Source organism: Phenylobacterium parvum (genome assembly GCF_003150835.1).
Lineage (GTDB): Bacteria > Pseudomonadota > Alphaproteobacteria > Caulobacterales > Caulobacteraceae > Phenylobacterium > Phenylobacterium parvum.
Genome location: NZ_CP029479.1, coordinates 1,919,691 through 1,943,831 on the forward strand (window position 1 = coordinate 1,919,691; position 24,141 = coordinate 1,943,831).

23 protein-coding genes and 1 tRNA gene are annotated in these 24,141 nt (G+C 69.9%); 18 read left to right on the top strand and 6 right to left on the bottom strand.

The features are described 5' to 3' along the window. Positions 1 to 12: 12 nt before the first annotated feature. The 9 genes from HYN04_RS13775 (at position 13) to HYN04_RS09180 (ending at position 10,304) form a co-directional block, all read left to right on the top strand. Entirely contained in the window at positions 13 to 276 is a 264-nt protein-coding gene (locus tag HYN04_RS13775; RefSeq protein ID WP_110450475.1) for a hypothetical protein, read from the top strand. A 24-nt stretch (positions 277 to 300) separates the two neighbouring features. Continuing rightward, a complete protein-coding gene (gene map, locus HYN04_RS09145; protein ID WP_110450476.1) occupies positions 301 to 1,125 on the top strand; it encodes a type I methionyl aminopeptidase in 825 nt (274 codons plus the stop codon). Positions 1,126 to 1,207: 82 nt separating this feature from the next. Further along, entirely contained in the window at positions 1,208 to 2,086 is an 879-nt protein-coding gene (locus HYN04_RS09150) for an ABC transporter ATP-binding protein (RefSeq protein ID WP_110450477.1), read from the top strand. A gap of 9 nt (positions 2,087 to 2,095) precedes the next feature. Then, on the top strand, positions 2,096 to 5,692 hold the full coding sequence (locus HYN04_RS09155; RefSeq protein ID WP_110450478.1) for an ABC transporter permease/M1 family aminopeptidase: 3,597 nt from the start codon (positions 2,096 to 2,098) through the stop codon (positions 5,690 to 5,692). A gap of 54 nt (positions 5,693 to 5,746) precedes the next feature. Then, positions 5,747 to 6,472 carry a RadC family protein gene (gene radC, locus HYN04_RS09160; protein ID WP_110450479.1) on the top strand — a complete coding sequence of 242 codons (726 nt, stop codon included), beginning with the start codon at positions 5,747 to 5,749 and terminating at the stop codon, positions 6,470 to 6,472. 46 nt (positions 6,473 to 6,518) lie between these two features. Further along, positions 6,519 to 6,602: transfer RNA gene (locus tag HYN04_RS09165), tRNA-Leu, on the top strand. Between the two features lie 183 nt (positions 6,603 to 6,785). Continuing rightward, positions 6,786 to 8,420 carry a sensor domain-containing phosphodiesterase gene (locus HYN04_RS09170; RefSeq protein WP_110450480.1) on the top strand — a complete coding sequence of 545 codons (1,635 nt, stop codon included), beginning with the start codon at positions 6,786 to 6,788 and terminating at the stop codon, positions 8,418 to 8,420. Positions 8,421 to 8,480: 60 nt separating this feature from the next. Beyond that, the gene (locus HYN04_RS09175; protein WP_110450481.1) at positions 8,481 to 9,911 is read left to right on the top strand and encodes a cryptochrome/photolyase family protein; all 1,431 of its coding nucleotides are present in this window, start codon (positions 8,481 to 8,483) and stop codon (positions 9,909 to 9,911) included. Positions 9,912 to 9,938: 27 nt separating this feature from the next. Further along, on the top strand, positions 9,939 to 10,304 hold the full coding sequence (locus HYN04_RS09180) for a VOC family protein (RefSeq protein WP_110450482.1): 366 nt from the start codon (positions 9,939 to 9,941) through the stop codon (positions 10,302 to 10,304). A gap of 24 nt (positions 10,305 to 10,328) precedes the next feature. Here the strand turns inward: HYN04_RS09180 and HYN04_RS09185 are convergent, their stop codons facing one another. Beyond that, complete coding sequence (locus HYN04_RS09185) at positions 10,329 to 10,952, bottom strand: glutathione S-transferase family protein (protein WP_110450483.1); 624 nt, start codon at positions 10,950 to 10,952, stop codon at positions 10,329 to 10,331. 120 nt (positions 10,953 to 11,072) lie between these two features. On the opposite strand from HYN04_RS09185, the gene HYN04_RS09190 reads away from it, so the two are divergent. The 3 genes from HYN04_RS09190 (at position 11,073) to HYN04_RS09200 (ending at position 13,787) form a co-directional block, all read left to right on the top strand. After that, positions 11,073 to 12,449, top strand: a complete 1,377-nt coding sequence (locus tag HYN04_RS09190) for a spinster family MFS transporter (RefSeq protein ID WP_241962602.1) — start codon at positions 11,073 to 11,075, stop codon at positions 12,447 to 12,449. Between the two features lie 82 nt (positions 12,450 to 12,531). Further along, positions 12,532 to 12,933, top strand: coding sequence for a hypothetical protein (locus HYN04_RS09195; protein WP_110450484.1), 402 nt, complete (start codon positions 12,532 to 12,534; stop codon positions 12,931 to 12,933). Between the two features lie 74 nt (positions 12,934 to 13,007). Continuing rightward, entirely contained in the window at positions 13,008 to 13,787 is a 780-nt protein-coding gene (locus HYN04_RS09200; RefSeq protein ID WP_110450485.1) for an SDR family NAD(P)-dependent oxidoreductase, read from the top strand. A 251-nt stretch (positions 13,788 to 14,038) separates the two neighbouring features. On the opposite strand, the gene HYN04_RS09205 is transcribed toward HYN04_RS09200, so the two are convergent. The 3 genes from HYN04_RS09205 to HYN04_RS09215 form a co-directional block, all read right to left on the bottom strand. Then, a complete protein-coding gene (locus HYN04_RS09205; protein WP_110450486.1) occupies positions 14,039 to 14,542 on the bottom strand; it encodes an OmpA family protein in 504 nt (167 codons plus the stop codon). An 18-nt stretch (positions 14,543 to 14,560) separates the two neighbouring features. After that, complete coding sequence (locus HYN04_RS09210; protein ID WP_110450487.1) at positions 14,561 to 14,983, bottom strand: helix-hairpin-helix domain-containing protein; 423 nt, start codon at positions 14,981 to 14,983, stop codon at positions 14,561 to 14,563. Positions 14,984 to 15,407: 424 nt separating this feature from the next. Further along, positions 15,408 to 16,610, bottom strand: coding sequence for an amidohydrolase family protein (locus HYN04_RS09215; RefSeq protein ID WP_110450488.1), 1,203 nt, complete (start codon positions 16,608 to 16,610; stop codon positions 15,408 to 15,410). A gap of 205 nt (positions 16,611 to 16,815) precedes the next feature. Between HYN04_RS09215 and HYN04_RS09220 the strand changes: the two genes are divergently transcribed. Both HYN04_RS09220 and HYN04_RS09225 read left to right on the top strand, forming a co-directional pair. After that, on the top strand, positions 16,816 to 17,187 hold the full coding sequence (locus HYN04_RS09220) for a type II toxin-antitoxin system RelE/ParE family toxin (RefSeq protein ID WP_110450489.1): 372 nt from the start codon (positions 16,816 to 16,818) through the stop codon (positions 17,185 to 17,187). Then, positions 17,187 to 17,522: an XRE family transcriptional regulator gene (locus HYN04_RS09225; protein ID WP_110450490.1), complete on the top strand. Its 336-nt coding sequence runs from the start codon at positions 17,187 to 17,189 to the stop codon at positions 17,520 to 17,522. The genes HYN04_RS09220 and HYN04_RS09225 overlap by 1 nt, the downstream gene beginning before the upstream one ends. A gap of 2 nt (positions 17,523 to 17,524) precedes the next feature. On the opposite strand, the gene HYN04_RS09230 is transcribed toward HYN04_RS09225, so the two are convergent. Further along, positions 17,525 to 18,754 (bottom strand): acyl-CoA dehydrogenase family protein, encoded by a 1,230-nt coding sequence (locus HYN04_RS09230; protein ID WP_110450491.1) that lies wholly within the window; start codon positions 18,752 to 18,754, stop codon positions 17,525 to 17,527. Between the two features lie 5 nt (positions 18,755 to 18,759). Next, a complete protein-coding gene (locus tag HYN04_RS09235) occupies positions 18,760 to 20,013 on the bottom strand; it encodes an acetyl-CoA C-acetyltransferase (protein WP_110450492.1) in 1,254 nt (417 codons plus the stop codon). A 126-nt stretch (positions 20,014 to 20,139) separates the two neighbouring features. Between HYN04_RS09235 and HYN04_RS09240 the strand changes: the two genes are divergently transcribed. From HYN04_RS09240 to HYN04_RS09255, 4 genes are all read left to right on the top strand, one after another. Next, positions 20,140 to 20,391, top strand: coding sequence for a DUF3297 family protein (locus tag HYN04_RS09240; RefSeq protein ID WP_110450493.1), 252 nt, complete (start codon positions 20,140 to 20,142; stop codon positions 20,389 to 20,391). A 4-nt stretch (positions 20,392 to 20,395) separates the two neighbouring features. After that, on the top strand, positions 20,396 to 21,685 hold the full coding sequence (locus HYN04_RS13485) for a hypothetical protein (RefSeq protein ID WP_162599614.1): 1,290 nt from the start codon (positions 20,396 to 20,398) through the stop codon (positions 21,683 to 21,685). 77 nt (positions 21,686 to 21,762) lie between these two features. Then, on the top strand, positions 21,763 to 22,623 hold the full coding sequence (locus HYN04_RS09250) for an enoyl-CoA hydratase-related protein (RefSeq protein ID WP_110450494.1): 861 nt from the start codon (positions 21,763 to 21,765) through the stop codon (positions 22,621 to 22,623). A 7-nt stretch (positions 22,624 to 22,630) separates the two neighbouring features. Continuing rightward, positions 22,631 to 23,839, top strand: a complete 1,209-nt coding sequence (locus HYN04_RS09255) for a cytochrome P450 (protein ID WP_110450495.1) — start codon at positions 22,631 to 22,633, stop codon at positions 23,837 to 23,839. Positions 23,840 to 24,141: the final 302 nt, after the last annotated feature.

Sequence of the window (24,141 nt, forward strand, 5' to 3'; positions counted from 1 at the left end):
CAGCCTCGCATCATGATCGCCGCCCTTGCCCTCGCCGCCGCCCTCTCCGCCTCGCCCACCGCCGCCGAACTCCAGTCCCTGCTGGCCGCCGCGCGGGTCGACGCAGCCCGGGTCCGGGATATCCGGTGCGAGGTGCTGGGCGATCCCACCGAGCATCGCTGCGACTGGCGCCAGAAGTCGGCCAAGGGGCGCTGGGAGACCTGGTCGGCCATCCTGGCCCGCGACGGCGGCCGGTGGATCCTGATCGACACGCCCGGCCGGGCTTCGCGCCCCTGACGCAGATGTGCTAGGTTCCCCCCCATGAACCAGAGCGAAATCGCCCAGATCGAGCACAAGACCGGGGAAATCCGGCTCCACGGCCCCGAGGGCTTCGAAGGCATGCGCCGGGCCGGACGCCTGGCCGCAGAATGCCTCGACATGCTGACGCCGCACGTCAAGCCGGGCGTCGTAACCGAGGACCTGGACCGCCTGGCCCGGGAGTTCATCCTCGACCATGGCGGCCTGCCCGCCTGCCTGGGCTATCGCGGCTATCGCCACACCCTCTGCATCTCGGTCAATCACGTGGTCTGCCACGGCATCCCCTCCGAGCGCACCCTGAGGGAGGGCGACATCGCCAATATCGACGTCACCGTGATCGTCGACGGCTGGCACGGCGACACCTCGCGCATGTACGGCGTCGGCAAGGTCCCGGCCCGGGCACGCCGCCTGGTGGAAGTCACCTACGAGGCCCTCCAGAAGGGCATCGATGTTGTCCGCCCCGGGGCGACCACCGGCGACATCGGCGCGGCCATCCAGGCCTGGGTGGAATCCCAGCGCTGCTCGGTGGTGCGGGACTTCTGCGGCCATGGCCTGGGCCGCGTCTTCCACGATGCGCCCAACATCCTGCACTATGGCCACAAGGGGACAGGCGAGGTCCTGAAGCCCGGCATGTTCTTCACCATCGAGCCCATGGTGAACCTCGGCAAGTGGCAGGTGAAGATCCTGGCCGACGGCTGGACGGCGGTGACCCGCGACAAGTCCCTCTCGGCCCAGTGCGAGCACTCCATCGGCGTAACCGAGACCGGGTGCGAGATCTTCACCGCTTCTCCCACCGGACAGTTCCAACCGGCCATCGAAGCCGGCTGAACCCCGAATTCGGCTGACTTTTCTTTAACTTGCGCCGGAAGCCGGACCGGGCGACCTCACGAAGGATCGTGAGGAGGCGCCCATGCTGTCGATCCGCAACCTGAGCCACGTCTATCCGGGAGGGACCCGCGCCCTCGATGACGTCAGCCTGGAGATCCCGGCGGGCATGTTCGGCCTACTGGGGCCAAACGGCGCTGGCAAGTCGACCCTGATGCGCTGCATCGCCGCCCTCCAGACCCCGACCTCGGGCGCCATCGACTTCGACGGGATCGACGTCCTGGCCGAGCCGTCGCGTCTGCGCCAGACCCTTGGCTACCTGCCCCAGGACTTCGGGGTTTACCCGCGGGTCTCGGCCCTCGACCTCCTGGACCACCTCGCGGTCCTGAAGGGTCTGACCGACCGCGCCGAGCGGCGAGAGACGGTCGAGGCCCTGCTGAACCAGGTCAATCTCTGGGCGGTCCGCAAGAAGGCCGTGGCCGGCTTCTCCGGCGGCATGCGCCAGCGTTTCGGCATCGCCCAGGCCCTGATAGGCCAGCCTCAACTCATCATCGTGGACGAGCCCACCGCCGGCCTGGACCCGGAGGAGAGAAACCGTTTCCTCAATCTTCTTGCAGAGATCGGCGAGAAAGTTGTGGTGATCTTGTCGACCCACATCGTCGAGGATGTCGCCGACCTCTGCCCCCGCATGGCGGTCCTGGCGGGGGGGAGCCTGCTCCGCGAGGGCTCGCCCGCGAGCCTTGTCAGGGAACTTGAAGGCCGGGTCTGGCGCAAGGTGGTGGACAAGGCCGAGCTGCCGGGCCTCGCCGGGATCGCCCCGGTCATCTCCACCCGCCTGTCGGCTGGCAAGACTGTGGCGCACCTTCTGTCCGACGCCTCACCCGGCCCGGGCTTCGAGACCGTCCAGGGCGGGCTGGAGGACGTCTACTTCGCCGCCCTGCACGCCTCCCGGCAAGCGGCGTAGAGGCGCGCCATGCTCGGCCGCATCGCCGCCTTCGAACTCCGCTACCAGCTCCGCAACCCCGTCTTCTGGGTGGCGGGCGCCTTCTTCTTCCTGCTCGTCTTCGGCTCCATGACCGTCGACAACATCCAGGTCGGCGGCGGCGGCGGCGGCGTCCACAAGAATGCACCTGCGGCCATCGCCATGACCCACCTGGTCATGTCGATCTTCTTCATCTTCGTCACGGCGGCCCTGGTGGCCAATGTCATCGTCCGCGACGACGAGACGGGCTTCGGCCCCCTGGTGCGGTCCACCCGGATCACCCGGCTCGACTACCTCCTTGGCCGGTTCACCGGCGCCTTCGCCGCGGCGGCCCTGGTCTTCCTGGCCGTGCCCCTGGGCATGTTCCTGGGCAGTCTCGCGCCGTGGGTGGACCCGGAGACCCTGGGTCCCAACCATCTGTCGCACTACGCCTACGCCTACGGCGCCCTGGCCCTGCCCTCCATCTTCCTGACCTCGGCCCTGTTCTTCGCCCTCGCCACGGCGACCCGGTCGATGATGGCGACCTACATCGGCGCCACCGCCCTGCTGATCCTTTGGGTCGTCATGGGAACCCTGACCGCGCGCCAGGAGATGCGCGAGCTGGCGGCCTGGCTCGACCCCTTCGGCGGCATCGCCCTCGGCGAGGCCACCCGCTACTACACGACCTTTGACTCCAACACCCGCCTGCCGGCCCTGGGGGGCGTGCTCCTCGCCAACCGACTGATCTGGACGGCCGTTGGCCTTGTCGCCCTGGCTGCAGCCTGCCTGACCTTCCGGTTCGAGACCCGCGGGGCCGGGGCCCGCGCCTCCCGGAAGGCCAAGGGGGAGGCGGAGGCGCCGCCGCCGGCGCGCCCCGCCGCACGGCCCCTCGCCGAGCCGAGGTCAGGCGGGTCGACGGCGTTCGTCCAGGCCCTGCACCGGGCGCGGTTCGAGGCCGGCCAGGTGCTGAGAAGCCCGGCCTTCGGGATCCTGATGGTTCTGGGGCTCTTCAACGCCTCCGGCGGCATCTTCCTGGGCCTGGAGCAGAATGGCTCGGCGTTCCTGCCGACGACCCTGCGGATGATCGAGCAGCTTCAGGGCGCCTTCAGCTTCGTGGTGGTCCTGGTGGCCATCTACTACGCCGGCGAACTCGTCTGGCGGGACCGCGAACGGCGCATCGCTGACATCGTCGACGCCACCGCCGCCCCGGACTGGACCTTCATGGTCCCCAAGGTGCTTGGCCTGGTGCTGGTGCTGGGCGCCATGCTGCTGGCCAGCGCCCTCGCCGCCGCCGCCGCACAGGCCATACTCGGCTTTCCTCACCCCGACTGGGGCCAGTACCTCGGCTGGTATCTCCTGCCGACCCTGGCGGACTGGACCCTCCTGGCGGTCCTGGCGGTCTTCCTCCAGGCCCTGGCCCCGAACAAGTTTGTCGGCTGGGCGCTGATGGCGGTCTACCTGGTCCTGCAGCTGGGCCTGGGGACTGCAGGCTTCGAGCACAACCTCTACAACTATGGCGGCGGCCCGGGCGTACCCCTGTCCGACATGAACGGCCAGGGCGACTATGCCGGCTTCGCCGCCTGGTTCCGCGCCTACTGGTCAGCCTTCGCCGTCTTCCTGCTGGTCCTGACCCAGGGTCTGTGGGCGCGCGGGGCCCGGGACGGGGCGCGGGCGCGGATCGCCCGCCTGGGCTGCCGGCTGAAGGGGCGGACGGGCCTCGCCGCCGCCGCCGCCCTGGTGGTCTTCGCCGGCCTGGGCGGCTTCATCTTCCTGAACACCAATGTCTGGAACCCCTACCGGACCCAGACGGAGGGCGAGGTCTGGTTGGCGGACTATGAGAAGGGCTTCCTGAAGTACGAGAAGCTGGCTCAGCCCTCGGTCACCGACGTGACCCTCAACCTCGACCTGGACCCCCACGCGCCGCGCCTTTCGGTCACCGGCGCCTACGACCTCGTCAACGACACCGGGGCGCCGCTCTCACAGCTTCACGTCCGCTTTGACCGGGACGTGAAGGTCGAGCGCCTCACCCTGTCTGCGCCATCCCGGACCGAGGCCTTCCCAAGGTTCAACTACCGGATCCTGCATCTGGAGAAGCCCCTGGCGCCGGGACAGACCGTACGCCTGGAGTTCGCCACCCTCGTGACCCAGAAGGGGTTCAAGAACTCGGGCAATACGACGCGCCTGGTGGACAATGGGACCTTCGTCTCCAACGACGAGTTCGCCCCCATACTGGGCATGTCCCGCTCCGGCCTGCTGGAGGACCGGACCAAGCGCCGCAAGTACGGCCTGCCCCCGGAGCTCCGCCCCGCCAAGCTGGAAGACGAAAGCGCCCGGGCCCGCAACTATGTGCGGAATGCGGACTGGGTGAGGGCCGACATCACCGTCACCACGGTGGCGGACCAGACCCCGGTCGCGCCGGGCTACCTCGTCTCGGATACGACCGCGAACGGCCGCAGGACGGTGCGCTTCCGCACCGACGCCCCGGTCCTGAACTTCTTCTCGGTTCAGTCCGCCCGCTACGCCATCCGTCGCGAGACCTACAAGGGCGTCGACCTGGCGATCTACCACCACCCGGGCCACACCTGGAATGTCGAGCGGATGATGGCGGCCATGAAGCGGAGCCTGGACTACTTCCAGGCCAACTTCAGCCCCTACCAGTTCCGCCAGGCCCGGATCATTGAATTCCCGGGCTATGAGACCTTCGCCCAGGCCTTCGCCAACACCATTCCCTATTCCGAGGCCATCGGCTTTACCGCCGACCCCGACAAGCCGGACAAGATCGACTTCGCCACCTACGTCACCGCCCACGAGATGGCCCACCAGTGGTGGGCGCACCAGGTCATCGGCGCCGACATGCAGGGCGGCACGGTCCTGTCTGAAACCCTCGCCCAGTACTCCGCCCTGCTGGTGATGGAGCAGATCTACGGCCCCGAGGGCATCCGAAAGTTCCTTCGCAACGAACTGGACAGCTACCTCTCGGCCCGCGGCGGCCAGGCGGTGGAGGAGACGCCCCTGATCCGCGTCGAGAACCAGGGCTACATCCATTACCGCAAGGGCTCCCTGGTCATGTACCTGCTGCGCGACCAGATCGGCGAGGCCAAGGTCAACGCCGCCCTGCGCAGCCTGCTGGCCCGCTACGCCTTCAAGGGTGCGCCCTACCCCACTTCGCGGGACCTGGTGGACGCCCTGCGGCGCGAGGCGGGCGACGATCCCCGCACCCAGGCCCTGATCACCGACCTCTTCGAGAAGATCACCCTCTACGACCTGAAGGCCGAGGAGGCTGCGGCCCGGCGGCGTCCCGACGGGCGCTACGACGTCACGCTGAAGGTCAGCGCCCGCAAGCTCTACGCCGACGGCAAGGGCGTGGAGACCGCCTCGCCCCTGGGAGCCGAGACCTTCGATGTCGGGGTCTTCACCGCCGAACCCGGCAAACCCGGCTTTACCCGCGCCTCCGTGCAAGGCTTCCGGGTCAAGACCCTGAAGGACGGCGAGCAGACCGTGACCGTGACCGTCGATGGCAAGCCGGCCTTCGCCGGTGTCGATCCCTACAACAAGCGCATCGACCGCAACTCCGGCGACAACGTCACGCGGGTGAAGGTCGACGGATAGGCTTGCGTCACGTGAACGTTTAGGGAACATTGTCGGGGTCGCCGGAGCCCCGCCATGCCCCCATCCGACCTTCAGGAAGCCCCCCTCTTCCTGTCCGCCCCCGTCCCGCCATCCCCGCACGCCGGGCACCGGGAGCGCCTGCGCCATCGCGCACGCCATGGGGGTCCGGCCGCCCTGCCTGACTATGAACTCCTGGAGCTGCTGCTCTTCCGGTCCCTGCCGCGGGGCGACGTCAAGCCTCTGGCCAAGGCCCTGTTGTCCCGTTTCGGATCGCTGGCCGGCGTCTTCGGCGCGCCGCTGGAGGATCTGGTGCGGGTCCGGGGCCTGGGCGAGCAGGCGGCCCTGGACCTCAAGCTCACCCACGAGGCCGCCGTACGCATCAGCCGCGAGCCCGTCGCCCGCCGGACCGTGATCACCTCCTGGACCCAGCTGTCCGCCTACCTGCGCACCGCCATGGCCCATGAACCGCGCGAGCAGTTCCGCGTCCTCTTCCTGGACCGCAAGAACCAGCTGATCGCCGACGAAGCCATGAATGAGGGCACGGTCGACCATGCCCCGGTCTATCCGCGGGAGGTCGTCCGCCGGGCGCTTGAGCTCTCGGCCAGCGCCCTGATCCTTGCGCACAACCACCCTTCGGGAGACCCCACGCCCTCCCAGGCCGACATCACCATGACCCGTGAGGTCATCGAGGCCGCCAGGGTCCTGCGCCTGTCCGTCCACGACCACGTCATCGTCGGGCGCGACGGCCTGACCAGCTTCCGGGCCCAGGGCCTGATCTGACGGCGGGTGGCCCGCCCCCCCTCGCCGGTCTAGACTGGCGCCCAGGGCCCGCTTGGCGGAATCGGTAGACGCAACGGACTTAAAATCCGTCGCCATCGGCGTGCCGGTTCGAGTCCGGCAGCGGGCACCATCCTACACCGCGCGACATTTTGTCGCAGACTTCCCGAGGCCTGGTGGTCAGGTCTTAACCTTGCAGGCCCACAAGGACCTGTCCCGACCCGAACCAGGATCCGGCGCGGGACGCTCTGGAGCGAAACGGCATGGATCTGGCCGGGACCATCGGCTGCAACGCGACGGGATTGGGAGGGGCGGCTTGACCCTCGCATCTTCCCGGCCCGAGGAACCCAATACGGTGCGCCTCCTGGGCCTCGCCTTCGCAGGCGCGGACCTTGTCTTCGAAATTGATCCCCACGGGGTGATTGTCTTCGCCCTGGGCGCCGCGGAGCGACTGACCGGCCGTCCCGACCCCGAACTCGTCGGCCGGGACTGGGCGAGCCTCTTCAACCCCTCGGAGGCGGCGCTCCTGTCCACCCTTCGCAAGGACATCGTCGCCGGGGAGCGGCGGGGTCCGATCCGGGTCGAGCTGACCCCCCGGGCGCAGGCGGGGGCGCCGTCCGCCGCCAGCCTGTCCGTCTTCCGGCTTCCCCAGTTGGGTTCCCGCCTGTCCTGCGCCCTCAGCCTCGGCGCTCCGGCAGGCGCGCCGACATTTTCCCGCGACGCCCGGGGCTTCACCTCTCCGGAGTCCTTCGCGAGCTCGGCGGAATACCTGCTGGCGGAAGCCGGCAAGGCCGGCCTGGTCCTCAGCCTCGATCTTGTCGAGGTGCAGGGCTTGAGGGACCGCCTCGCCCGCCTCAGGCCTGAAGACGCGGAGGAGGCGCGGCAGTCCCTCGAAGCGGTCCTGCGGGCGGATTCCTTCTGCGGGGTCGGCGGCGCCGAGGTCAGCGCCGACCGCTTCGCCTTGATGCGGTCATCCGACGCCCCGCCAGGACGCCTGCTGGACAACGTCGGCGCAGCGACAGGCGGCCCGCGCCCGCAGCTGGCCCGTCTCCCCCTCGGCGGCTCGGCCTCGGCGCGGAACATGCGCACCATGCGCCTGGCCCTCGACAGGTTCATCGAGTCCGGACCCGGGGCGGCCGCTTCCGGCTTCGAGGACACAGTGGCCCGCACCCTGAGGGACTCCAGCCGGTTCCGCGACATTGTCGCCCGCAGCGCCTTCAACCTGGCCTACCAGCCCGTGGTCTGCCTCGCGACGGGCGAACTCCATCACTTCGAGGCCCTCGCCCGGTTCTCCAAGGACACCAGCCCGGCTGAGACCATCGAGCTTGCCGAGGATCTCGACATGATCCAGGCCTTCGACCTTTCGGTGGTCCGGGCCATCGTGCGGGAACTGCAGGCACAGCCAAGGACGACGCGGATCGCCGCCAACCTGAGCGCCCATTCCCTGATGATCGACGGGTTCCTGGAGGAAATGCTCGGCCTGGTCGGGAACGCCCCGGACATCCGCAGCCGGCTGATCCTGGAGATCACCGAGACCCGCAAGATCAACGACCTCGACCGCGCCAACACCCTGATCGCGCGCCTCCGCCAGGCCGGACATGTCGTCTGCCTCGACGACTTCGGCGCAGGCGCGGCCTCCCTCGACTACCTGCGCCGCCTGGAGGTGGACTTCATCAAGATCGACGGGCGCTACATCCAGTCCATGACCGAGGGGTCGCGGGACGCCCTGGTGGTCAAGCACCTTGTCGCCCTGTGCCGCGAACTCGGCGTGGCGACCATCGCCGAGATGATCGAGACCGACGGCGTCGCCCGCCTGTCCCAGGACCTGGGCGTGGAGCTCGGCCAGGGCTGGGCCTTCTCCAAGCCCCTCGACAAGCCGAAGTGGAAGCCCCCCGCACCGGCGCCCAGGCCTGCGCGCGCACGGCCCGGCGCCCGCGACGTCTGGGGCTGATCCCCGCCCACGGGACCGCGACGGTTGCAAGACTCCCTTGGCCGGGCGCATGGAGGGGCCATGAAGACCGCCCTCCTCTGGTTCCGGCGCGACCTGCGCCTCGTCGACAACCCGGCGCTTGTGGCCGCCCTCGCCGACGGCGCCGTCCTTCCCGTCTACATCTTGGACGAAGGCCCCGAGGTCCGCCCCGCGGGCGCCGCCTCCCTCTGGTGGCTGAACCGGTCCCTCGCCGCCCTTTCGGCGGACCTTGAGGCGCGCGGGTCACGGCTCATCCTGCGCCGGGGGGATCCGGCGCGGCTGATCCCGGAAATCGCCGACCAGGCGGGCGCCGCCTCGGTGCACTGGAACGACCTCTACGATCCCGGCCTGCGCGAGCGGGACGACCGGCTGGAGACCCGTCTCTCGGCAGCCGGCCTGGCCGTCGGCCGCTGGAACGGCGCCCACCTCCTGCGCCCGGACGAGGTCCGGACCCGGACCGGCGGGGCCTTCAGCGTCTTCACCCCGTTCTGGCGCGCCGCCAGGCCGGGGATCGGTGCGCCTGAACGGACCGAGCCCCCCGAACGCCTGCCTGCGCCGGCGGGCTGGCCCGCCTCGGACACCCTGGAAGCCTGGGGCCTCCAACCCACCGCACCCGACTGGTCGACAGGGTTCAGGGACTGGTCGCCGGGCGAGGCGGGCGCCCGCCAGCGCCTGGCCGCCTTCCTCGCCCGGGGCCTGAACGGCTACGGTCGTGCGCGGGATTTCCCGGCCGAGCCGGGCGTGTCGCGCCTGTCGCCCCACCTCCACTTCGGCGAGATCAGCCCCTTCGCCCTCTGGCGGGGCGCCCAGAACGCCGTCGAGCGCGGCGCCGCGCCCGAGGCGGACGCCGAGAAGTTCCTGGCCGAACTGGGCTGGCGCGAATTCAACGCCGCCATCTGCAGCCGCGGAACCGACCTCGCCCGCACCAGCTTCGATCCGCGCTTCGAGGCCGTCGCCTGGCGGCGGGACCCCGCGGCCCTCGCAGCCTGGCGCCAGGGGCGCACGGGCTATCCCATCGTCGACGCCGGCCTGCGCGAGCTCTGGACCACGGGCTGGATGCACAACCGTGTGCGGATGATCTGCGCCTCCTTCCTGGCCAAGCACCTGTTCATCGACTGGCGGGAGGGCGAGGCCTGGTTCTGGGACACCCTGGTCGACGCCGACCACGCCTCCAACGCCGGCAACTGGCAGTGGGTGGCCGGCAGCGGCGCGGACGCGGCCCCCTATTTCCGCATCTTCAGCCCCATGGCCCAGGGCGCAAAGTTCGATCCCGACGGACGCTATGTCCGCAAGTGGGTCCCCGAGATCGCCCGCCTGCCCGACCGCTGGCTCCACGCGCCCTGGACGGCGCCGCCGATGGTCCTCGACCAGGCCGGGGTCGGGCTGGGCCGGACCTATCCTGCGCCTATCGTCGACCACGACTTCGCCCGGGCCCGCGCCCTGGAGGCTTACGCGGTGGTCAAGGGCAGGTAGATTGCACCCCTAACCGGAGGATTCCCCATGCTTGGATACATGACCCTGGGCGCCAGCGACTTCGAGCGCGCCAAGACCTTCTACCGAGCGGTGCTCGCCCCCCTCGGGGCCAAGCCCGCCATGTCCGGCGACCGGATGGAGCTCTATTCCAATGGCACGGGCGCCATGCTCGGGGTCTGCATCCCCTACGACAAGGGCGCGGCGACCCCCGGCAACGGCGTCATGCCGGCCATCTCGGCGTCGAGCCGCGAGGTCGTGGACCAGGTCCACGCCGCAGCCCTCGCCAATGGCGCAACCTGTGAAGGCCCTCCGGGCGAGCGCATGCCCACCTTCTACGGCGCCTACTTCCGCGATCCGGACGGCAACAAGATCTGCGTCTACAAGATGGGGTGACGGGCGCGCGGGGCGCGGGGACCCTCAGGTCTCCAGACGCCCCGCCGCCTCCCACTCCAGGAAGGCCGGCCAGGTCAGGAGCCGTTCCATGTAGGTCGCAAGAGCCGGCGTCCCCGGCTCCACTGCGTAGGTGCGGAACCGCGTCGCCACCGGGGTGAAGAAGGCGTCGGCGATCGACCATTCACCCAACAGGAAGGGCCCGCCGCTGCGGTCCAGCAGGTCGGTCCAGAGGGCGCGCACCCTGGCGATGTCGGCCTTCGCCTCATCCGTCAGTTCGATCGCCTCGACCGGCCGGGCGAGATCCATCGGGCATTCCAGGCGAAGAGCGCGGAAGCCCGCGTGCATCTCGCTGGCCGCGGCCCGCCCCAGGGCGCGCAGGTCCGCATCCTCCGGCCAGAGCCTGGCGGCCGGGAAGGCCTCCGCCAGGTATTCGCAGATGGCCAGGGACTCCGGGATCACGATGTTCCCGGCCTTCAGGGCCGGAACCCGGCCCGAGGGCGAGTGCGGCAGGATCTGCGCGCGGGTCTCGCCATCGGCCTGGTACAGCCGTATCAGCCGTTCATGGAATGGCGCCCCGGTCCGCTTCAGGGCCAGCCAGGGCCGCATCGACCAGCTTGACCAGCGCTTCGATCCGATAACCAGCTCCATCACCACTCCTCGTGATCCCCGTAAAACATCCCCACGTTCAGTAGGGATTCATGCTTGCCGCCGGCGGCCGGCGAGGTCTAGACCGGAGGCAACAAGAACAATCACCCCGGGAGGATCAGGGTGTCCATCATTTCCACCTCGCCAGAGGATGTCGTCGATTCCGACGAGGACGCGCCCCTCGTTCCCCTGGTGTCCGCAGGCTTCCGCCGCTACGCCCTCATCCTTCTTCTGGCGGTCTACACCGTCAATTTCCTGGATCGGCAGATCGTCTCGATCCTCGCCGAGCCCATCAAGCGCGACCTGCACCTGTCCGACACCCAGCTGGGCCTGCTGACCGGACTGGCCTTCGCCATCTTCTACACCTTCCTCGGCCTGCCGATCGCCCGCCTCGCGGAGCGCAGCAACCGGGTCACCATCATCGGGGCGTCCCTGGCGGTCTGGAGCGGCTTCACCGTGGTCTGCGGCCTGGCCACCAACTACACCCAACTGCTCCTGGCGCGGATCGGCGTTGGCGTCGGCGAGGCGGGCTGCACGCCCACCGCGCACTCCCTGATCGCCGACTACGTGCCGAAGTCCCAGCGCGCCTCGGCCCTCGCCTTCTTCGCCATGGGCACCCCCTTGGGCTCCCTTCTCGGCTCTTCCCTAGGCGGGGTGATGTCCGACACCTTCGGCTGGCGTACGGCCTTCCTCCTGGCTGGGGTGCCGGGTCTTCTGCTCACGGCCGTGGTGTTCCTGACCCTCCGCGAACCGCGCAAGGAGCTCTCGGCCCTGGCCCGCGCGCGCATGGCCGAAACCCAGAAGAACGAGGGAAGCTTCGGGGCCACCCTCCGGTACCTCGCCCGCAAGCGCACCTTCTGGCTGGTGGCCTTCGGCGCGGCGACCCTGGCCTTCATCGGCTACGGTAACGGGGCCTTCGTCTACTCTTTCTACCTGCGGAACCATCCGCAGGAGGTGGCGGAACTGGCCGGCCACTTCGGGCTCAAGTCCGTCGGCTTCCTCGGCCTGGTCCTGGGCATCCTTGGCGGCGTCATGGGCATCCTGTCCAGCTGGCTGGGCGGGGTCCTCGCCGACCGGGCCGGGGCCCGGGACATCCGCGCCTACATGACCGTGCCGGCCATCGCCGCCCTGATTTCGCCGGTCTTCGCGGTCATCGGCTACCTCCAGCCCACGGCCATCGGGACCATGCTGGTCATGCTGATCCCGGGCCTGGTGGGATCGCTCTGGTACGGGCCGGTCTACGCCTCGGGCCAGAGCCTGGTGCCGCCCCACATGCGGGCGACGGCCGCCTCGGTGCTCCTGTTCATCATCAACCTGGTGGGGCTGGGGGCGGGTCCCCTGATCGTCGGCGCCCTCTCGGACGTCTTCGCCACGGGCTTGGGCCTGGGCGAGGCCGAGGGCGTGCGCTGGGCCATCATCGTCACGTCCTGCTGCACCCTCATCGCGGCCTGCCTGTTCTGGATGGCCAGGAGGTCCATCAAGGAGGATCTGGTCAGCTGATCGTCGCTTTCAATTGAAAGTTAACGACGACGGGCCATCCTGATCCTGCGGAGTGGGGGAATCACTCCGCAGGAGACCCGCCATGTCGACCCGTAAATCAGGCTTCACGCGTTACAGCTCCGACCACTTCGAGCCCCAGGAAGACATGGACCTGGCGGCCCAGCGTCGCCTCAGGGGCCAGCTCGAGCATATCGACTACACGGTCTTCGCCTCCAACCGCGAGGTGATCCACGCCGCCCTCGGCAGCGCCGACGCGGAGAAGTTCCAGCGCCTCGCGGTCGCCGCCGCCCTCGCCCGCGCCCAGTGGGTCAAGGAAGCCCTGGCCATGTCCGAGAATCCGACGGGCTTCGAGACCCGCCAGGTCATGCGCCTGGCCGAGCTGCGCACCCGCTACGAGGAACTGTCCAGCGCCTATGAGGCCCTCCGGCGGATGGTGGAGCGGGGCTACATCTCCTACGCCACCCCGGCCCCCTCTGCGAGCTGACGCGCCGGCGGTTGTGAAGCCGCCCCAATCCGGTCCAGACTTCGGTCCACCTTCCCGGTGACCGGAGATCCCCCATGTCGCAGCCCGCCGCCCTCAGCCGTTCACTCCAGGGCTCCATCGTCCATGTCACCGGCGCCGGCTCAGGGATGGGCCGCGCCACCGCAGAAATCTTCGCGGCCGAGGGCGCGCACGTCGCCGCCACCGACTTCAGGGGCGAGACCGCCGAGGCGACCGCGGAGGCCATCCGCGCCACGGGCGGCTCCGCCCGGGCCTGGGCCCTGGATGTCTCCGACGCCGACGAGGTGCGTCGCGTCACCGGGGAGGTCGCCGGCCACTTCGGCGGCCTGGACATCCTCGTCAACAACGCCGGGATCTCGGCCTTCAGCCCCATCGACTCCAACGACTACGACGCCGCCTGGGCGAAGTCCCTGGCGGTCCTGCTCACCGCCCACCAGCTGACCATCCGCGCCGCCCTGCCCTGGCTGCGCAAGTCGAAGGCCCCGCGGATCGTCAACATCGCCTCTACCGAGGCCCTGGGGGCTACCAGCCGCGACAGTCCCTACGCCGCCGCCAAGGCCGGCGTCACCGGCCTCACCCGCGCCCTGGCGGTCGAGCTGGGCAAGGAGGGGATCACCGTGAACTGCATCTGCCCCGGACCGATCCTGACCGGCATGACCGACCGGATCCCCGACGCCGACCGCGCCACCTACGCCCGCCGGCGAACGGCCCTCGGCCGCTACGGCGACCCCGCCGAGGTGGGCCACATGACCGTCAGCCTCTGCCTCCCGGCCGCCAGCTTCATCACCGGCGTCACCATCCCGGTGGACGGCGGCCTCATGGCCCGCAACGCCTGACCCCGTCGCCGGCGCGGAGGGGTTCAACCGAGCCGCCGTTGACCCCCTCGCCCCGCTTCGCCGGGAGCTCCCCCGTGGGGCGGCAATCACCGTCCTGATTCCTCCCTCCAGGGGGAGGTGGACCGGCGCTTGCGCCGGGCCGGAGGGGGTCCACGGCGCCCGCAAACGCAAAGAGGCCCCGGACGCTTGCGCCCGGGGCCCCCCTTGCAGGTCGGTCCCGCCGCCCGGAGGCGCCGGGAACCTTTCCAGCCTTACTTCACGCTGACTTCCACGCGACGGGCTTCCTTGAGGTCGCCGCCGCCATCGGTGGAGATCGGCTTCACCAGGTCGATGCGGTCCGCAGCGACGCCCGCGGCCACGAGGGCGGCCTGGACGGTCTGGGCCCGCGACTTGGCGAGGTCATGGTTCCGTTGGGCGCCGCCCGTCGGGTCATGATAGCCGGTCACGACGGCGCGGGCCGACGGGTTGGCCGCAAGCCAGGCCACGATGGGGGCCAGCAGGGGCTCGCCCTCTGCGATCTTGTCAGAGACATCGACGTCGAAATAGAGCCGGGCGGCGGCCGGAGCCGTCGGAGCCGCGGCGGGAGCCGCAGCGATGGCGGCCACGGCGGGCGCCGCGGCAGGCGCCGCAGCGGCGCAGCAGTTCGCCGGAGTGGCGATCTTCAGCAGCCAGAGAAGCCCAAGGAGCGCGGCCAGGAGGGCGGCGCCGATCTTGTGCAGGCGGTCCCAGGCGGCGAGGGAGGTGTTGTTAGACATGGGTCAGATCTCCTTCGTTCAGCGCCGGACGCCGGCGTCGAGGCGTTCCATCAGGTTGCGCAGGTCCTGCCAGCGGTTCTGCGCGGCGAGGCCAGCCTGCTCAGGCCAGGTCTCGGGGTTGGCGATGTCGTAGGCCGGGCCACCCTTCTTGAGGATGTCCTTCAGGGCCGACTGGCTGGCCGCGGCCAGCAGGGCGAAGGTGCCCACGCCATTGGAGCGCAGCAGGTGCGCGATCTTCGGGCCAACGCCTTCGATGATCTCGAGGTTGTCAGGGCCGCTGACCACGAAGCCGGCGGCCTTGGCCGCGGCGTAGTCAATGCCCGGGGCGGCGGCGATGGTCGAGGCGGCGAGCCGTCCACGGCCAAGGAGCCAGCTTGCCAGCCAGCCCAGCAGGGCGCCCGCAAGGAGCCCCCACAGGTTGCAGAGAATGAATTGGAGCATCAAGTCCTCCCGGATTGAGGTGTCGTTTTCTATAAACTCAAAGGCTTACTTCAGGGATCAAGACGCGCCGGAATCGCCCGTCCATCACCCCGGCCGGCGCCGGACGGGGAGGTCCCCGGACCGGCTACGGCCTGTCTACTAAGACCTGAATATCATGTTCAGAAAGTAATAATCATAAAACTTATGCGATGCCCCTCCCCGGCCCCCCGGCCCGACAGGGTTTCCCCACCGGTCAGCCCACTTCCGGGGCCTGGCGAAGTGATCTTCCAGGCGTCTGTGCTCCGCCTTGCTGGCCTGGACGTGTCGGAATCCAGACAAACTCGGTCCATCAGACAGATTCACATACGGACAACACGGCGCATCCGGCGCACGACTGTGCGGGCCGGCGCCGGGACGCAGGAAGCGCGCCCGGACCCTGGGGGCCTCAGGCCGCGACAGTCGCCTTCCGGTCCACCCGCGCGTTCGGGAAGATGCGCAGGAAGTTCTCGGCGTAGAACTTGTCCCGCACGCTGGCCGGCCGCTCGCCGAGCGAGGCCTCGAAGCGGCCGATCGGGTTCCGGCCGCCCTCGATGTGCGGATAGTCGCTCGAGAAGAGGTAGAGGTCCTCGTTCGACTGGTCGATGAAGTTGCCGACCTCCTCGAAGACGAAGGGGGTGAAGGCCAGCTGCTGGGTGATCTGCTCGGAGGGCGTCCGGTGCAGGCCCTGCAGGTTGGCGTCGTTGCGGCTCCAGTGCTTCACCACCCAGTCCAGGCGGCGCAGCAGTTCGGGAACCCAGCCGGCGCCCAGCTCCACCGCCGCGCCCTTCAGGCCCGGATTGCGGTGCAGGACCCCGTCCAGGATCATCATGGTCAGGAACTGCTCGGGCCCCTCGTGCAGGACGGCCACGTCCTTGGTGCGCAGGTTCTCCCCGCCGCCCAGCCAGTCCTTGGTCGGCGGCCGGCCATTATTCATCCAGGCCTTGGCCAGTTGCAGGGGCGCGCCGCCCACGTGCAGGACGAAGGGGACGCCGGCCTCGGCCAGCTTCGCCCAGAAGGGGTCGAAGTCGACATGGCCCGGCGAGCGGTCCAGGGGCGCCCGGTGCGGCACCCACACGGCCTTGAGGTTGCTGGCCAGCACGAAGTCCAGCTCTTTCAGGGCCAGCTCCGGGTCGTCCAACGGAATGGCCGCCACGCCCATCAGCCGGTCGTCGGCGGCGCAGAAGTCGATCATGTGCCGGTTGTGCGCCCGGGTCGCGCCATAGCGCAGCCGGCTCTCCAGCTTGCTGGACGGCGAGAAGGGCATGCGCAGGCTGTGGGTGGCGAAGACCAGCTGCTTGCGGAAGCCCAGGAGGTCCATGGCGGTGCGCCGGTCGCCGGGATTGAAGGCCCCGAGGGCCTGGATCTCCTTGGACTTCTCGATCAGGGCGTCGCCCAGGGCCACCTGCGCCGCCACGTGCTCATCGCTGTGCTTCCCGCCCTGGTCCATGATCACCGCCACCTCCTCGTCGGTGACGATGGAGGCCGAATAGGACACCTCGGGGATCTCATCCCTCAGGCCCGGGTCGGCATAGCGCTTGAGGAAGTCCGGCAGCTCCATGATGTGGCTGTCGGCGTCATAGATGTCGCGGTCCGCCGGCGCATAGGCCATGGTCGTCTCCCCCGGATGGCGTTCTTTTGGACGCAGACTATGGGGTCAAGTCCGGGCGGAGGGCAAGGCGGGGCGATCCGACACCTTGTCGCCCCACCCGCGCCGGAAAATCGCCCATCCGATGCCGCCCAGTGCAGGAGTCCTCGGGACTCAGCGTCGGCGGCGGGGGTCGATGCTTGATGAAATCATAGCTCAGGAGCTATATTTGAACTGGGTCGTACTCTTCCATGAAGCGTTTGATCCGGAGTTTGAGCGACTTCCCGAGATCGTTCAGGATGAACTGCTTGCGACGGCCCTGCTCCTGCAGGAGCTCGGGCCTAAGTTGGGACGGCCCCATGTGGACACCCTGAAGGGCTCGGATTTCGCGAACATGAAGGAACTCAGGTTCGCAGCAGACCAGGGTGTCTGGCGGGTCGCCTTCGCCTTTGATCCGGATCGGCAGGCCATCCTGCTGGTCGCCGGCGACAAGTCAGGGGGCGGGGAGAAACGGTTCTACCGGGGCCTGATCGCCCGTGCAGATACGCGGTATCGGCGGCACCTGGTCAGGCGCGGCGAGGAGGGGCGGAAAAGAACGTGATGCAACGTAAGCTGGATGAGGTGATCGCCACCCTGCCCGAGGCGCGACGCAGGCGCGTCGAGGCGCGGGCTCAGGCCCTGATGAGCCAGGTCGAGGGCCTGGGAGAACTGCGGCGCGCCGCGGGCAAGGCCCAGGTCGAGATCGCCAGGGCGCTTGGCGTTCGCCAGCCTACCGTTTCCCGGATGGAGCGGCAGGCCGACATGTACCTCTCGACCCTGCGGAAATATGTGGAGGCCATGGGCGGCGAACTGGAAATCGTCGTCAGGCTGCCCTCACGCGAGACCGTCAGACTGGAGCGCCTGGGCGACATGACCGCTGGCCAGTCCGAGGCCTGATCTCACAGCCCCAGCACAGCCTTCGCCATGATATTCCGTTGGATCTCATTGGTCCCGGCATAGATCGAGCCGGCGCGGTCGTTGAAGTACTTGGGCGCGGCGATCCAGGCGTGGGGCGGGCCGGCCAGGAAGCCGTCGGCGGGGGGCGTGAAGCCCGGGGTCGGGCCGCCGAGGGCGCCGCCGTGGGGCTGCCAAGGGGCGGCGTAGACGCCGGCGGCCTCGACGGACAGCTCGGTCAGGCGCTGGCTGAGCTCGGTGGAGACCGTCTTCATCAGCGAGCTTTCGGCGCCCGGCGCCTCGCCGTTGGACAGGCGCGACATGACCCTCAGCTCGATGGCCTCCAGGGCGGCGATGTCGATCCCGGCCTGGGCCAGGCGGGCGGCGTAGCCGGGTTCGTCGATGAGGCGGCGGCCGTCCGCGTCCGGCGTGCGGGCGATCTCGGCCAGGCGCTCCAGGCGAACGCCCAGGCCCGGCGCGGCGGCCGAGCCGCCCCGCTCGAACTGCATGAGGTATTTGGCGACGGTCCAGCCCTCGCCCACCCGGCCCACCACATTGGCCCTGGGCACGCGCACATTGGTGAAGAAGACGTCGTTCTGGATGTGCTCGCCCGAGAGCATGAGGATAGGCTTCACCTCGACGCCGGGCGTGGTCATGTCGATGAGCAGGAAGGTGATGCCCTGCTGGGGAATGGCCTCGCGGCTCGTGCGGACCAGGCAGAAGATCCAGTTCGCCTCGTGGGCGTGGGTGGTCCATAGCTTGTGGCCGTTGCAGACGAAGTCGTCCCCGTCCTCCACCGCGCTCATCTGCAGGGAGGCGAGGTCCGAGCCGGAGCCGGGCTCCGAATAGCCCTGGCACCAGAAGTGCTCGCCCGAGAGCATGGGCGGCAGGAAGCGGTCCTGCTGGGCCTTCGTCCCGTGGCCGATCAGGACCGGGCCGCACATGCCGATGCCCATGGGCGAGACGGGCGGGGCGCCGGCCAGGGCCGCCTCCCGCGCCCAGATGTAGCGCTGCACCACCGACCAGCCGGCGCCGCCGAACTCGCGGGGCCAGGCCGGGGCGACCCAGCCGCGGGCGTGCAGCTTCTTCTGCCAGGCCATGCCGGTGGCGTGGTCGGCGTAGACGCTGGTCATGGCCCGCCCCTTGGCGCGCAGGTCCGGCGTCAGCTCGGCGTCGAGGAAGGCGAGGACCTCGTCCCGGAAGGCGCGGTCGGCGTCACTCCAGGCGAGGTCCATGGGCCTTACATCCGCTCGACGATGATGGCCGGGGCCATGCCGCCGGCGGCGCACATGGTGACCAGGCCGCGCTTGAGGTCGCGGCGCTCCAGCTCGTCGATGATGGTGCCGATCAGGATGGAGCCGGTGGCGCCGATCGGGTGGCCCAGGGCCATGGCGCCGCCGTTCACATTGACCTTGTCGCGGTCGAGCCTGAGGTCGCGGATGAACTTCTCGGCGACGACGGCGAAGGCCTCGTTGATCTCCCACAGGTCGATGTCGTCCGGGGTCAGGCCGGCCTTCTTCAGCACCTTGAGGGCGGCGGGGACCGGCGCGTTCAGCATCAGGGTCGGGCTGTCGCCGACATTGGCGGTGGCCACGACGCGGGCGCGGGGCTTCAGGCCGTTCCGGCGGGCGTAGTCCGGCGAGGCCAGCAGGACGGCGGCGGCGCCGTCGACCACCCCCGACGAGTTTCCGGCATGGTGGACGTGGGTGATCTTCAGGTCCGGATAGACCCGCTGGATCAGGCCGGCCAGGGTCGTGCCCTCCTTGTCCATGGGCACGTTGGCCATGGCCTCGAAGGAGGCCTTCAGGGAGGCCAGGCCCTCGCGGGTGGTCTCGGGGCGGGGGAACTCCTCGTGATCGAGGGCCACCGAGCCGTCCTCGTTCAGCACCGGCACCAGCGAACGGCTGAAACGGCCTTCCTTGATCGCCTGGGCGGCGCGCTGCTGGCTGACATAGGCCAGCTCGTCCAGGGCCTCGCGCGGGATGTTCTCCAGGGTGGCGATGGCGTCGGCGCAGACGCCCTGGTGCGACTGCGGGTGCAGCTTGCGCAGGGCCGGGTTGCCGGCGTCCATCAGGGCCGGGCCGTCGAAGAAGGCGGCGGCCTGCGGCGCGCTGGAGGCGGTGTAGGACATCATCTCCGTGCCGCCGGCGATGATCAGGTCCTCCATGCCGGCCATGATCTGGGCGGCGGCCAGGTTCACCGTGGTGATGCCCGAGCCACAGAAGCGGTCCAGGGTCATGCCGCTGGCCCGGACGTCGAAGCCGGCGGCCAGGGCGGACATGCGGCCCAGGTCGTTGCCCTGCTTGCCCCGCTGGGAGGAGGTGCCCCAGATCACGTCGTCGACTTCATTGGTCTTGATGTCGTTGCGCTGGGCGATGCCCTTCAGGACGGTGGCCGCCAGGTGCTGCGGGTGGAAGTCCGCCAGGGCGCCCTTGCCCACCTTGCCGATGCCCCGCGGCGTGCGCGCCGCGTCGATGATCCAGGCCTCACCCATCTTGCGTCTCCCGTTCGTGTGCGCCGTCGCGCGGCGATGAAGACGCACTTTGAGCGCCGGACGCGACGTCAGGGAAGCCCCTTTCGACGGGATTGCCTGCCGGGCCGGGCGCGCTAGAAGGGGGCCATGACCGAAACACCCCCCGCCGACACGCCCCCCGACCGCCTCTGCGTCGATCCCGACAGCCCCTGGCACGACGCCGACGTCCTCGCCCGCGGCGTGGGGGTGCGCTTCAAGGGGGCCGAGAAGACCAATGTCGAGGAGTACTGCATCTCCGAGGGCTGGGTCCGCCTGGCCGTCGGCAAGACGGTGGACCGGCGCGGCAAGTCGATGACCATGCTGCTCAAGGGCCCGGTCGAGGCCTGGTTCGAGAGCTGAGGCCGTGGCGGCAGGGCCCTCCGATCCCACCCGCAGGGGCGTGGTCGCCGGGGCCGCGGCCGCGCCGCTGGCGGCGGGGCCGGCCCTTTCGCAGGACCTGATCTCCATCCGCACCGACCTCGAGACCTGGGTCGCCATGGGCGACAAGGCGTCGGGGGGACCCGGAGACAGGGACTCCGGCGCCTGGATGGAGAGCCGGCTGAAGCGGTTCGGATACCGGACGCAAAGGCAGGCCTTCGAAGCGCCCTCCCACCGTCCTGGCGTCGTCGCCCTGACGCTGGGGAATACGTCCGTGCAGGGTGTGGCCCAGGGGCCCGCCAGGGTCACAGGACCGGGGGGCGTCACCGGCGCCCTGACGTGGGGGATACCCGCCTCCCCCTCGGGGGGCGCCCTGGTGTTCATGGACCTGCCCGCGCGACGCTGGTCGAGCGTCCGCCAGGCCGAGCTCCGGGACCTCCCGGACCGGGTCCGGGCCTCCGGCGCCGCCGGCCTCCTCCTCGTCACGAACGGACCGACCGGCGAGGCCATCGCCCTGAATGCGCCGGCCGGGGCGCCGCCCTTCGGCGTTCCGACCCTGGTCCTCGCCCCGAAGGACGCCGGGCCCGTCCTGGCCGCCGCCCGGGAGGGCCAGACGGCGCGGCTGGTCATCGACGGCGAGGCCGGCCAGCGCCCCGCCTTCAACCTCATCGGGCGGATCGACCGCGGAAAGGGCAGGACGGTGATCCTGTCGACGCCGCGCTCGGGCTGGTTCACCTGCGCCGGCGAGCGCGGGCCAGGCGTCGCCCTGTGGCTGGCCCTCCTGCCCTGGATGGCCAAGCGCCTGAAAAACCACGACATCGTCGTCGTCTCCGCCAGCGGGCACGAGTATGAGAACCTGGGCGCCGAGGCCTTCCTGCACGGGGAGGCGCCGGACCCGAAGCGGACCGCCCTGTGGGTCCACCTGGGCGCCGGCATCGCCGCCCGGGACTGGGAGGAGACGCCTCAGGGCCTTGAGCCCCTGGACCGCCCCGACCCGGCGAGGGTGCTGATGGGATCAGCCCATCTCGTTGAGATCCTGAAGGAAAGCTTCGCCGGCGAGGCCGGGCTGGACGCCCCCCTCCCCGCCGGGCCGGCGGCCGCGGGCGAGCTGGCCGAGATCCTGAAGGCCGGCTACCCCGCCGCCTTCGGCGTGTTCGGGGCCCACCGCTTCCACCACACGACCCTCGACGACGCCCGCTGCCTGGACCCCGCCTTCGTGGAGCGCCTGCTCCCCCGCTTCCAGGCCGCCATCCTGAAGGCCCTCGGCGAGGCCTGACTTCCCCTTGCCTGACCCCGGGTCAGGCCGCATCAATTGGCGGCGTGACAGAGGGGCCCGGCCCCCGGGGAGGACGCATGACCTACGAGACCCTGCTCTGGGAACAGGACGGCCCCGTCCTGACCCTGACCCTCAACCGTCCCGACAAGCTGAACGCCTACACGGCGACCATGGGCCTGGAGATCGAGGACGCCTTCGTGCGCGCCGACGAGGACGACAGCGTGCGGGTGATCATCGTCACCGGCGCCGGCCGGGCCTTCTGCGCCGGGGCGGACATCTCCTCGGGCGCGGGGGCGTTCGACGCAAAGGCCGAGGGCTCGGTGGCCTTTGGCGACGCCGGGACGACGGCGCGGCGGCGCTCGGGCGGCGGCTTCGTCGGCGCCATCTTCAACTGCCGCAAGCCCATCATCGCGGCCCTGAACGGCGCGGCGGTGGGGGTGGGCGCGACCCTGACCCTGCCCATGGACATCCGCATCGCGGCCAGGGGCGCCCGGATCGGTTTTGTCTTCGCCCGGCGGGGCCTGGTGCCCGAGGCCGGCAGCGCCTGGTTCCTGCCCCGGCTGGTGGGCCTGCCCACCGCCCTGCGCTGGTGCCTCTCCGGCGCCCTGATCCAAGCCGAGGAGGCGAAGGCCGGCGGCCTGGTGGCCGAGGTGGTGGAGCCCGAGGCCCTGATGGACCGCGCCCGGGAGCTGGCCCGGGAGATCGCCGAGAACACCGCCCCCGTCTCCGTGGCCCTGACCCGGCAGATGCTGTGGCGCTTCAGCGGCGAGCCCGACCCCTGGGGCGCCCTGAAGGTGGACGGCGCCATGGCCATGACCCTGGGCGCCGGCCCCGACGTGCGCGAGGGCGTCTCGGCCTTCCTGGAGAAGCGCGCGCCTGACTTCCCCGGCAAGGTCTCCAGCGACATGCCGCCCCAGTACCCCTGGTGGAAGGACTGACCCCGCCATGAAAATCGACCTCCTGGCCCCCGCCAGCTTCGCCGCCGGCCACCCCCTCGCCCAGTACGACTGGCTGCGGGAGAACGACCCCGTCCACTGGCACGAGGAGCCCGGCGGCCGGGGCTTCTGGGCGGTCACCCGCTATGCGGACGTGCGCGCCGTGGACCGGGGGTTCGAGACCTATTCCTCCGAGCCGACCATCATGATCCCCGACCCGGCGGAGGAGTCGGCGGCCTTCGGGCCCTACAAGATGATGCTGATGATGGACCCGCCGGACCATACGGGCTTCCGCAAGCTCATCCGCTCGGAGTTCACCCTGCCGACCGCGAAGATGCGCGAGGCGCGGATCCAGGCCCTGGCCCGCCAGATCGTCGATGCGGTGATCGAGAAGGGCGAGTGCGACTTCGTGGCCGAGGTGGCGGGCGAGATGCCCTCCTACGTCATCGCCGAGCTCCTGGGCCTGCCGCTGGAGGACGGGCGCGAGCTCTACAAGCTGACCGAGGTGATCCACACCGCCCCCGAGGCCCAGGCCCCCGGCGCCGGCGCCCAGGCGGTGATGAAGATGTTCGAGTACGGCTCGAAGCTGATGGCCGAGAAGCGCGCCCGCCCCGGCGACGACCTGGCCTCGCGCCTGCTGGCCTGCGAGGTGGACGGGCGGCGGCTGGAGGACATGGAGTTCCTGCTCTTCTTCCTGCTGCTGATCGACGCCGGCGGCGACACCACCCGCAATCTGCTGGCCAGCGGCCTGAACGCCATGCTGGACCATCCCGACCAGCTGGCCTGGCTGAAGGCCGACCTGCCCGGCCGCCTGCCCGCCGCCCGGGAGGAGCTGCTGCGCTGGACCACCCCGGTGATCTACATGCGCCGCACGGCCAGGGCCGACGCCGAGCTGGGGGGCAAGACGATCCGCAAGGGCGACAAGGTGGTCATGTACTTCGGCGCGGCCAACCGCGACCCGGCCCGGTTCGACCGCGCGGCCCAGCTGGACCTGGCCCGGGCGCAGAACGCGCACATCGCCTTCGGCAACGGCCCGCACGTCTGCCTGGGCCAGCACATCGCCCGCATCGAGATCGACGCCATGCTGGTGGAGGTGCTCTCGCGGATGGAAGAGGTGGAGCGCACCGCCCCGCCCGAATGGCTGGCCAGCAACTTCATCTCCGGGCCGCGGACCATGCCGGTGCGGTTCCGGGCGGGGCGGCGGGTGGGGGTGGAGTGAGACCTGGACCAACAGGGCGGCGCTGAGACGCAATGAGGTTGGCCCAACCTGAACCTGCCTTCGCACAATTCGAGTGATAGCGTCGAAATGCAGTTAGTTGGCCGATCAATCGCGGCGCTCTATTATGACGGTCAGTATAGTGTAAAATCAGCTTTCGCGTAGCTTCATCTTCTGGAGCCCATGGAAGTGATGTTCAGGATCTAATTTTCCTCATCAAGGATGGGGCCCGCTAACTCAGTGAGGCCTTCGATCGTGATGTGAGCCCCTGAAAAAACACAAGGCAAAATCAGTAGCATCGATCG